Source organism: Micromonospora sp. ATA51, from assembly GCF_016802855.1.
GTDB classification, from domain to species: Bacteria; Actinomycetota; Actinomycetes; order Mycobacteriales; family Micromonosporaceae; genus Micromonospora; species Micromonospora sicca.
Map to the genome: position 1 here is coordinate 1 of NZ_JAEVHJ010000284.1, position 8,849 is coordinate 8,849.

The following is an 8,849-nucleotide window of genomic DNA, read 5'->3' on the forward strand; positions in this document are numbered from 1 at the left end:
GCCGCCGCCCCCGCCGCCGCCCGCGCCGGCCTCGTCCACGTTCGACGCCGACGCGGTGTACCGGCAGGGCTCGCTGTTCTGACCGGCCGGTTGTGTGACGCGCTACACGGCCCCCTGCGTACATAAAAGGTGTACGCGGGGGAGTCGGTCGCATACAACGAATATGTACAGCACGCGCACCCTGAGTAGCGGAGGCGGAGATGGAGAAGCTGGTGGAGCTCTACGAGGTGACGGAGCGGCGTGGCGGGGCGGTCTACCGCACCCGGTACGTGCGCGACGAGTGGGTGGACGTCGACGCCCGCGCGCCCGAGGGCCACATCTACGCCAACAAGTCGACGAGCTTCGAGGGCCGGACGCTGCGGATGCGGCGCGCGTGAGCAGGGGCCGAGGACGAGGAGAGGGCGAGATGGACCTGAGCAGCATCAAGGAGCGGTACCTGGACGGCGCGGACCTGGTGACGCGGGACGAGTTCGCGCTGTACGCCGACCGCATGGAGGCGCTGCCGGCGGAGACGCAGCTCGCGATCTTCGCGGCGGCGATCGAGGGCCGCGACCTGGTGCAGCTCGTCGAGGCCGCCGAGCGGGCGATGCCCGAGCCGGCGCAGACCGAGCGGGCCGGCTGGCTGGACGAGAACGACAACTGCACGGAGTGCGGGGAGCACTGGTCCGGGCCGTGCGCCCCGGGGTGCCCGCGCGGCGAGCCGGCCGACGAGTGCGACGCGCGGCCGGCGGGCGTCGCCTAGTAGCTGCGTAGGCGGGGCTGGGCGGGTGCCCGGCCCCGGTGCGGAGTTCCTAGACGGGCTCTCGCTGTCCGGTCGCTATTGACGATTGCGGCCGGACAGCGGCAAGGTATCTGTCCAAGCAAGACCCGGTTCACGTGGAGGTAAACCATGGGTCTACGCGCGCTGGTCGGCACCGAGGGTGCCGGCGGAGCATTCCAGGCGCGGCACGTCCAGCACGACGGCTGCCCGACGATGGTCGTCCCGGCCCTGTCGGTGCTGGTGCACGAGGTGTGCGGCCACAGCCCGGCGGCGGCGGTGGCGATGCTGCTGCGCAACGACTGGTCGCGGCTGTACCGCCGTGCCGGGATCCGTGCCGCCGCGCGCCTTGCCGGCGGTCGCCTCGGCACCGGGCTCCGGACCGAAGTGGTTGTCGAGTTCCAGCGGCCGCCAGTCGGACCAGTCGCCGTCCACCGCGTGGGTCCGGACGGCGACGGTGCCCTTGAAGTCGACGTTCGGGTTCGCCCAGGTCACACCGACCATGGCGAACCGTTCGGTGTCCCGCTTCGGGATCGTCACCTCGCGGCCGTTCGCCGCCGGGAAGGCGACGGTGTGCAGCGCGGTGCTGACCGGCCCGTCCCCCTCGCCCCACACGGCGCCGTCCTCGCCGAAGCCGGCGGTGGCGGCCAGGCTGGCCGTTCCGGCCACGGCGGTGGCGACGATCGCCGCCCCGATGCCGGCCGTCCGGCGGTTCCAGCGGATCCCCGTAAATCTCACAGTTGAGTCCCCTCCGAATGATCTCACTGGAGGGCTCAGCGTAATCAATGTCCGGGGCGTTACACCCGCCGCATCGGGGTGTGCGGGATGCCGTCCTCGACGTAGTCGGCGCCGCTGACGGTGAAGCCGTGCCGGGCGTAGAAATCGACCAGGTGGGTCTGCGCCTCGAGCACGCACGGCCGGTCGCCGACCAGGGCGAGCGCCTCGGTCATCAGCCGGCCGGCCAGGCCGCCACCGCGGGCCGCCGGGGCCACCACGACCCGGCCGATCCGCGCCACGCCGCCCGGGTCCGCCAGGATCCGCAGGTACGCCACGACGTCGCCGTCCCGGGTCAGCCACACGTGCCGGGTGCCCGGCTCGACGTCCCGGCCGTCCAGCTCCGGGTACGGGCACGCCTGCTCCACCACGAACACGTCGATGCGCAGCCGGAGCAGGTCGTGGAAGGTGCGGGCGTCCAGGTCGGCGAAGGCGGCGACCCGGACGTCGAGCGGCGGCGAGGGCATCCCGCGATGGTAGTGGGCCCCTCCGCCGGACGCCTTCCGCCGGTGGCGGTTCCGTCCCGGTCGGCGGTGGGCGGCCGGTGGTTCCCGCGGAGGAGAGCACCGCTGCGAGCGATATGCCTGAGAGGCATGAATATGACTCTCAGGCATATCGCTCGTCGAGAAAGCGGCCGGCTGGCGGGACGGCACCCGGCCGGCGAGGCGGAGGAACCGGCTGGGCGGTGCGGTGGCCGGATCCGCCGCTCAGGCGGGGCGGGCGCCCACCGCGTCGCGGATCTCGGCGCCCTCCGCGCCCTCCACCGCGCGGGCGCAGTGCGCGCAGCAGAAGAAGCGGCCGGAGACCTCGACGCCGTGACCGACGATCTTGATCTGGCAGTGCTCGCAGATTGGTGCCATCTTGTGGATCGCGCACTCGAAGCTGTCGAAGGTGTGCACGTCTCCGCTGACCGTGCGCACCTCGAACGCCATCCAGTAGTCGTTACCGCAGACCTCGCAGGTAGCCATTCCAAAACCCCCCGATACGGACACGTCACACCAGCGTCCGGCATCGGACACGTCCGGGTAACCGAAACGGGCGAACCTGATCCGGCTCGACGGCGAGTCGCCCCCGGCGTGTCGCGCGTTAGGCCAGGTGACCGCCTCGAACCCCGGAGGACCACGTGATCAAGCGCAACAAGCTCTTCGGCACCCAGACCCGGGTCACCTTCTGCCTGCCGCGGGACACCCCACCCGGCACGGTGAGCGTCGTCGGCTGCTTCAACGACTGGCAGCCCGGCCGGCACGAGCTGGTGACCCGCCGCGACGGCACCCGGACGGTGACCGTCCGGCTCGGCCCCGGTGAGTACCGCTTCCGCTACCTCGCCACCGGGGGCGTCTGGCTCGACGACGAGTCCGCCGACCAGGTGGACGACCAGGGCGGCACCCTCGTGCTCTGAGCGCCGGCGCGGTCAGCCGTCCTTCGGCTCCAGTCGGACGGAGAGCGAGTTCACGCAGTGCCGGGTGTCCTTCGGGGTGAAACCCTCGCCCTCGAAGACGTGCCCCAGATGGCTGTCGCACCGGGCGCAGCGGATCTCCGTACGGAGCATGCCCATGGTGCGGTCCGGGATCTCCTTCACCGCACCCGGGATGGCGTCGTCGAAGCTCGGCCAGCCGCAGTGCGAGTCGAACTTGGCGTCGCTGCGGAACAACTCCAGGCCGCAGGCCCGGCAGTGGTAGACGCCGGGGGTCTTGGTGTCGACGTACTCGCCGGTCCACGGCCGCTCGGTGCCGTGCTCGCGGAGCACGTGGAACTCCTCGGGGCTCAGCCGGACCCGCCACTCGTCCTCGGTGCGGGGCAGTTCGCTCTCGTCAAGACTCACCGCTCAACGGTACGCCGGGCGTCGGTGCCATCGCATATGGTCGCGCAATGGGTGGCACCAAGGCAGCGGCCGCGGAGATCGAGGTGGCCGGGCACACCGTACGGCTGAGCAGCCCGGACCGGGTGATCTTCCCGCAGCGCGGGTTCACCAAGGCGGACGTCTTCGGCTACTACCTCTCCGTCGGCGACGGGATCATGCGGGCGCTGCGGGACCGCCCGACGACGCTGCAGCGGTTCCCGGAGGGCATCGAGGGGGAGATGTTCTTCCAGAAGCGAGTGCCGGCCCGGGGCGTACCGCCGTGGGTGGGGACCGCGGAGATCAGCTTCCCCAGTGGCCGGAAGGCCGCGGAGCTCTGCCCCGCGGACCTGGCGCACGTCGCGTGGGCCGCGCAGATGGGCACCGTGGTGTTCCACCCGTGGCCGGTGCGCGCCGCCGACGTCGACCGCCCCGACGAGCTGCGGATCGACCTGGACCCGCAGCCGGGCACCGACTTCGCCGACGCGGCCACCGCCGCCGGCGAGCTTCGCGGGCTGCTGGACGAGCTGGGCGCCACCGGCTGGCCGAAGACCTCCGGCGGCCGGGGCGTGCACGTCTACCTGCGGATCCACCCCCGCTGGACGTTCACCGAGGTGCGCCGGGCCACCATCGCGCTGGCCCGGGAGCTGGAACGCCGCCGCCCGGAGCTGATCACCACCGCCTGGTGGAAGGAGCAGCGGGGCAGCCGGGTCTTCGTGGACTACAACCAGATGGCCCGGGACCGGACGATCGCCTGCGCGTACTCGCTGCGGGCCAACGCGCGGGCCACCGTCTCCACTCCGGTCGACTGGGACGAGCTGCCCGAGGTGGACCCGGACGACTTCCACCTGGGCAGCGTGCCGGCCCGGCTCGCCGAGCGGGGCGACCCGCACGCCGGCATCGACGACGCCCCGTGGGACATCAGCCCGCTGCTGGAGTGGGCCGAGCGGGACGCCGGCGCCGGCCAGGGCGACCTGCCGTACCCGCCGGACCACCCGAAGATGCCCGGCGAGCCCAAGCGGGTGCAGCCCTCCAAGGACCGCGACCGGCCCCGGGACTGACCCACCCCCAATAACGATCATGTAACGAGCGCGAACCTTTCCCGCGCCCCGACCGGTCTTCCTGGTCGTCGGCCCGTCGGGGGCCCGGGGAGGCGTCGGATGAAACTGGTGTGGAGGCGGGCCGTCGAGGCGCGCGGGCTGCTGCTCGCCTCCGCGGTCGCGGCCCTGGTGGCGGTCGCGCTGGTCACCGGCCTCTCCGACTACAACCGCCGGGCGGTCGCCGCCGGGCAGCGAGCGCTGCTCCAGGCCGCGCCCGCCGAGGAACGCAGCCTGCTGGTGAGCGGGTCGGGCGGTGCCGACAGCACCGCGTACGCCGACCGGGACCGGGCGGTACGCGCCCAGTTCAGCGACGGCCTGGGTGGGGTGCCGGTCACCCTCGCCGCGGCCCGCTACGGAACCGGCCGGGAGCTGACCGGCGACCTCGGTTCGGCCCGGGTCGGCGACGACCCGCTCTTCGCCGACCTCGCCACCCTCGACGACCTCGCCGGGCACGCCGAGCTGACCGCGGGCGCGTGGCCCACCCCGGGGGCGACCCCGCTGCAGGTCACCCTGCCGGAGAAGATCGCCGGCCGCTCGGGCTGCGCACCGGCGACCGGGTGCCGCTGTTCGACCGCAGCGCCGAGCGGGCCGGCGAGGTGGTGCTCGCCGGCACCTGGCGACCCCGCGACCCGGCCGAGGCGTACTGGCGGCTGGCCCCGGGCGTCGGCGACGGCGGGACGGGCGAGGTCACCTCGTACGGCCCGTTCGCGCTCGACCCGGCCGACTTCACCCGCACCTTCCCCGGCGCCAGCTCGGCGTCCTGGCTGGTCGCGCCGGATCTCGCCGTGGTCGAGCCGAGCCGGCTGACATCGGTCAAGCAGGCCGTCGCCGCGATCTCGGCGCAGCTCCCGGAGGCCACCGGTCTCGGCTCGTCCGCGCAGAGCGTCACCACCATGGACCGGCTGATCGACCGGCTCGGCCGCGCCGACCTGGTCGGCCGCTCCGCCCTGCTCACCCCGCTGCTGCTGATCGTGGTCCTCGGCGGGTACGCGCTGGTGCTGGTCGCCGCGCTGCTCAACGAGGACGGCGGGCGCAGACCGCGCTGCTGCGCGCCCGGGGAGCCGCCCGCGGCCAGCTCGCCGGCCTCGCCGTACGGGAGGCGACGCTGGTGGTGGCGCCGGCCGTGCTGCTCGCACCGGCGCTGGCCGGCGAGGCGCTGCGCCGGTTCGGGGCCGGCACCGCGGATCTCCGGCTGACCGACGGCGGCGTCGGCCCGGTCTGGGCGGTGGCGGTCGCCACCGCGGTCGGCTGCCTGCTCGCCATGGTGCTGCCGGCGCTGCGCCGGGCGGCACCTACGTCGCCGACATGGCGGCCCGCTCCCGCCCCACCCGGGGCGCCGCCGTGCAGCGGGCCAGCGTCGACCTCGCCCTGGTGGCGCTCGCTGTGCTGGCCTGGGCCCAGCTGCGGCAGTACTCCTCACCCCTCGCCGGGGCCGGCGGGCGGCTCGGCATCGACCCGCTGCTGGCCGCCGCGCCGACCCTCGGCGTGCTCGCCGGGGCGATCGTCGCGCTGCGCCTGCTGCCCCCGGCGACCCGGTTCGCCGAGCGGTTCGTCGACCGGTGGCCCTGGACGGCGACCATGTTCGGGATGTGGCAGGCGGGCCGGCGCCCGCACGCCGGGCCGGTGCTCCTGCTCGCCCTGGCCGTCGGCGGCAGCACCCTCGCCTGGTCGTTGGTGGCCTCCTGGGAAGGCTCGCAGCGCGACCAGGCCCAGCACCGCGTCGGCGCCGACCTGCGGCTGGTCGAACGCAACGGCGTCGCTCCGGCCGAGCGGGCCGCCGGGCTGGCCGCGCTGCCGGGGGTGGACCGCGTGCTGCCGGCCTGGCGGGACGACGTCCGGGTCGGCCGGGACGACCTCGCCGCGACGGTGGTGAGCCTGGACGCGGCGGGGGCCGCCGGCACGCTCCGGTTGGCCGACGCCGTCGGCGCGGCGTCCGCCGGCGAGTTGCTCGACCGGCTGGTCCGGGGACGCGCCGCGCCGGCCGGGACCGCCCTGCCGGCCACCGCGCGGCAGCTCACCGGGACCGTCCGCACGCCCGTCGAGTCGTACGGGAATCCGCGGGTGGAGGTGAAGGTGCTGCTCACCACCGACGGCGGTACGGCGTGGCGGCTGCCGCTGGCGACCGCGACCGGTGACGGCCGCCGGGTGCCCTTCACCGTGCGGCTGCCCGACACCGGGGGCGTCCCGCTGCGCCTGGCCGGGTTCGAGGCCGACGCGGGCGACGCGACCGGCGGCAGCTACCGGCTGCGCATCGACGGGCTCGGGCTGGTCGACGCGACGGGCGCCCGGTCGCCGCTGGCGCTGACCGGCGGGTGGAACCTCGCCGATACCGGCCAGGGACCGATCGGGGCGCCCGGGTCGAGGGTGGGACCGTCGACGCCACGTACCGGGTGGTGACCCCCGAGGGTGGCCCGTTCGCCGACCTGCCGCCGTCCCGGTTCGTCGTGGTGCCGGGCGGCGACAACGCGCCGGCGCCGGCGCTGCTGACCCCCCGGACCCGAGCCGCGCTGAACGTCCGCACCGGCGACACGGTCACCGTCTCGATGGCCGGCGTGACCCTGCCGGTCAAGGTGGTCGGCGAGGTCGAGGCCGTTCCCGCGACCGCCGACAGCGGCGGTGGCATGCTGGTCGACCTGCCCGCAGCGACCGACTGGCTGATCCGGCGGCAGGGCACGGTCCGGCCGGTGCCCGAGTGGTGGCTGGCCACCGACGCGGCCGGGCACGGCGCCGCGGCGACCGCGCTCGCGGGGCTGCCCGGGGTGACCGTGCTCGACCGGCGCGCGGTCGCCGCCGAGGCCGCCCGGGACCCGTACTGGCTGGGGGCGCGGACCGGGCTGCTCGCGGCCGCGCTCGGTACGGTGCTGCTGGCCCTGGTCGGCCTGGCGGTCGACGTCTGGGCCACCGCCCGGCACCGGCTGGGCGAGTTCGCCGTGCTGCACACGTTGGGCGCCGCGCCCCGGCTGCTGGCCCGGGCGCTCCTGGCCGAGCAGGCCTTCCTGGCCGGCATCGGGGTCGCGTCGGGCTGCTGGTCGGCGCCGGTGTCGCGGCGACGATGGTCCCGCTGGTGATCCTCACCCCGGCCGCCGGCCGGCCGGTGCCCGACGCGCCTTCCGGTTGCCCTGGACACCGATCGGGCTGACCGCGCTCGGGCTGCTGGTGGTGGCCCTCGCCTTCAGCGCCGTCATCACCACCGGCATCCGGCAGCGGGTGGCCGTCCGGCAGCTCCGGATCGGGGGAGAACGATGAGCGAGCGAATCATCCGGCTCGGTGTGTCGGGGACTCGTCGCGGCGGCGAGCGAAGCGAGGCGGCGCGATGAGTGTCTTCGGGGTGGTTCGGCGGGTGCGTGCCTACGGCGGGCACTTCCTGCTGCTGGCGGTGCTGACCCTGGTCACCGCGCTGCTGATCACGGCGGTGCCCCGGATCGCCGACCGGCTGACCGGGCAGGGCCTGCGCGAGCACGTCGCCGCGCAGCCGGTGGCCAGCCGGGACGTGCTCTACAGTACGGCCGAGGAGCAGGTCCGGGGGACGAGCCGCGCGGTGGCCGCCCCGCGCGCCGGCGAGCTGGACACGCTCCAGCAGCGGATGCCCCCGGCCGTGCGGCAGTCGGTCGGCGAGCGGTGGTACGCGGCGCGGACCGGGTTCACCCGGCTCAGCGGGCCGGACCTGACCGCCGACAAGGGGCTGATCGACCTCAGCGTGCGCACCCTGGGCGGGGTCCGGGAGGCCGCCGGCCTGGTCGAGGGACGGTGGCCGGAGACGGGCGTGACCGGCGACGGCGCCGTCGAGGTGGCCCTCGCCGAGACGGTCGCCGGCCCGCTCGGGCTGCGCGCCGGCAGCCGGCTGCGGCTGTCCGTGCTGGGCCCCGACCGCAAACCGCTGACGGCGAGGAAAATCGTGCTGGTGGGCGTGTTCCGGCCGACCGACCAGAGCGCCGGGGTCTGGGATGCCCTCCCGTCGATGCTGCGGCTCGCCGCGCCCACGGGGGACGGTGAGCCGTTCCTGGGCGTCGGGGTGACCGCCGACGCCGGCTTCGACGCGTTGGCCGGTGCCGGCTGGCCGGTGAGCTTCGCCTGGCGTTACCGGATCTCGCCCGACCGGATCACCCCCGGCCGGCTCGGCGAGCTGATCGACGGGCTGGCCACCCTGGACCGGACCCGCCCGGCCGGGCTCATCCTCACGCAGGGAGTGGACATCCCGCTGCGGCGGTTCGCCGAATCGCTGGCCGCCGCCCGTACGCTGCTCGCCGTCATCGCGGCCGGGCTGCTCGCCACCCTGGCCGGCCTGACCGTGCTCGCCGCCCGGCTGGCGGCGCGCCGACGCCGGGCCGAGTACGTGCTGCTGCGCGCCCGGGGCGGCTCGACCGGCGCGGTGCTGGGCCGC

At 75.1% G+C, this 8,849-nt stretch carries 13 protein-coding genes and 1 pseudogene; 10 read left to right on the top strand and 4 right to left on the bottom strand.

Annotation, left to right across the window (positions count from 1 at the left end):
* The first annotated feature begins 200 nt into the window (after positions 1 to 200).
* Positions 201 to 377, top strand: a complete 177-nt coding sequence (locus tag JNW87_RS29985; RefSeq protein ID WP_238454818.1) for a hypothetical protein — start codon at positions 201 to 203, stop codon at positions 375 to 377.
* A gap of 29 nt (positions 378 to 406) precedes the next feature.
* Entirely contained in the window at positions 407 to 742 is a 336-nt protein-coding gene (locus tag JNW87_RS29990; protein ID WP_238454819.1) for a hypothetical protein, read from the top strand.
* A 153-nt stretch (positions 743 to 895) separates the two neighbouring features.
* Here JNW87_RS29990 and JNW87_RS29995 read toward each other — a convergent pair whose 3' ends face one another.
* The 3 genes from JNW87_RS29995 to JNW87_RS30005 form a co-directional block, all read right to left on the bottom strand.
* Positions 896 to 1,495 carry a hypothetical protein gene (locus tag JNW87_RS29995; RefSeq protein WP_238454820.1) on the bottom strand — a complete coding sequence of 200 codons (600 nt, stop codon included), beginning with the start codon at positions 1,493 to 1,495 and terminating at the stop codon, positions 896 to 898.
* A 59-nt stretch (positions 1,496 to 1,554) separates the two neighbouring features.
* Positions 1,555 to 1,998 (bottom strand): GNAT family N-acetyltransferase, encoded by a 444-nt coding sequence (locus JNW87_RS30000; RefSeq protein ID WP_109803240.1) that lies wholly within the window; start codon positions 1,996 to 1,998, stop codon positions 1,555 to 1,557.
* A gap of 240 nt (positions 1,999 to 2,238) precedes the next feature.
* The gene (locus JNW87_RS30005) at positions 2,239 to 2,499 is read right to left on the bottom strand and encodes a Prokaryotic metallothionein (protein WP_109803239.1); all 261 of its coding nucleotides are present in this window, start codon (positions 2,497 to 2,499) and stop codon (positions 2,239 to 2,241) included.
* A 155-nt stretch (positions 2,500 to 2,654) separates the two neighbouring features.
* On the opposite strand from JNW87_RS30005, the gene JNW87_RS30010 reads away from it, so the two are divergent.
* Positions 2,655 to 2,930 carry an isoamylase early set domain-containing protein gene (locus tag JNW87_RS30010; RefSeq protein WP_109803238.1) on the top strand — a complete coding sequence of 92 codons (276 nt, stop codon included), beginning with the start codon at positions 2,655 to 2,657 and terminating at the stop codon, positions 2,928 to 2,930.
* A gap of 12 nt (positions 2,931 to 2,942) precedes the next feature.
* Here the strand turns inward: JNW87_RS30010 and msrB are convergent, their stop codons facing one another.
* Positions 2,943 to 3,353, bottom strand: a complete 411-nt coding sequence (gene msrB, locus JNW87_RS30015) for a peptide-methionine (R)-S-oxide reductase MsrB (protein WP_109803237.1) — start codon at positions 3,351 to 3,353, stop codon at positions 2,943 to 2,945.
* A 47-nt stretch (positions 3,354 to 3,400) separates the two neighbouring features.
* Between msrB and ligD the strand changes: the two genes are divergently transcribed.
* The 7 genes and pseudogenes from ligD to JNW87_RS30045 form a co-directional block, all read left to right on the top strand.
* Positions 3,401 to 4,429 (top strand): non-homologous end-joining DNA ligase, encoded by a 1,029-nt coding sequence (gene ligD, locus JNW87_RS30020; protein ID WP_109803236.1) that lies wholly within the window; start codon positions 3,401 to 3,403, stop codon positions 4,427 to 4,429.
* Between the two features lie 99 nt (positions 4,430 to 4,528).
* Positions 4,529 to 5,275, top strand: a complete 747-nt coding sequence (locus JNW87_RS30025; RefSeq protein ID WP_238454821.1) for a hypothetical protein — start codon at positions 4,529 to 4,531, stop codon at positions 5,273 to 5,275.
* Positions 5,254 to 5,664, top strand: a complete 411-nt coding sequence (locus JNW87_RS30030; RefSeq protein WP_238454822.1) for a hypothetical protein — start codon at positions 5,254 to 5,256, stop codon at positions 5,662 to 5,664. The genes JNW87_RS30025 and JNW87_RS30030 overlap by 22 nt, the downstream gene beginning before the upstream one ends.
* A gap of 109 nt (positions 5,665 to 5,773) precedes the next feature.
* Positions 5,774 to 6,865 carry a hypothetical protein gene (locus tag JNW87_RS30035; protein ID WP_238454823.1) on the top strand — a complete coding sequence of 364 codons (1,092 nt, stop codon included), beginning with the start codon at positions 5,774 to 5,776 and terminating at the stop codon, positions 6,863 to 6,865.
* Entirely contained in the window at positions 6,862 to 7,536 is a 675-nt protein-coding gene (locus JNW87_RS30040) for a hypothetical protein (RefSeq protein ID WP_238454824.1), read from the top strand. The genes JNW87_RS30035 and JNW87_RS30040 overlap by 4 nt, the downstream gene beginning before the upstream one ends.
* Positions 7,537 to 7,582: 46 nt before the next feature.
* Positions 7,583 to 7,714 carry a hypothetical protein gene (locus JNW87_RS39900; protein WP_255544518.1) on the top strand — a complete coding sequence of 44 codons (132 nt, stop codon included), beginning with the start codon at positions 7,583 to 7,585 and terminating at the stop codon, positions 7,712 to 7,714.
* Positions 7,715 to 7,781: 67 nt separating this feature from the next.
* A pseudogene (locus JNW87_RS30045) lies at positions 7,782 to 8,849 on the top strand (hypothetical protein); the annotation flags it as partial.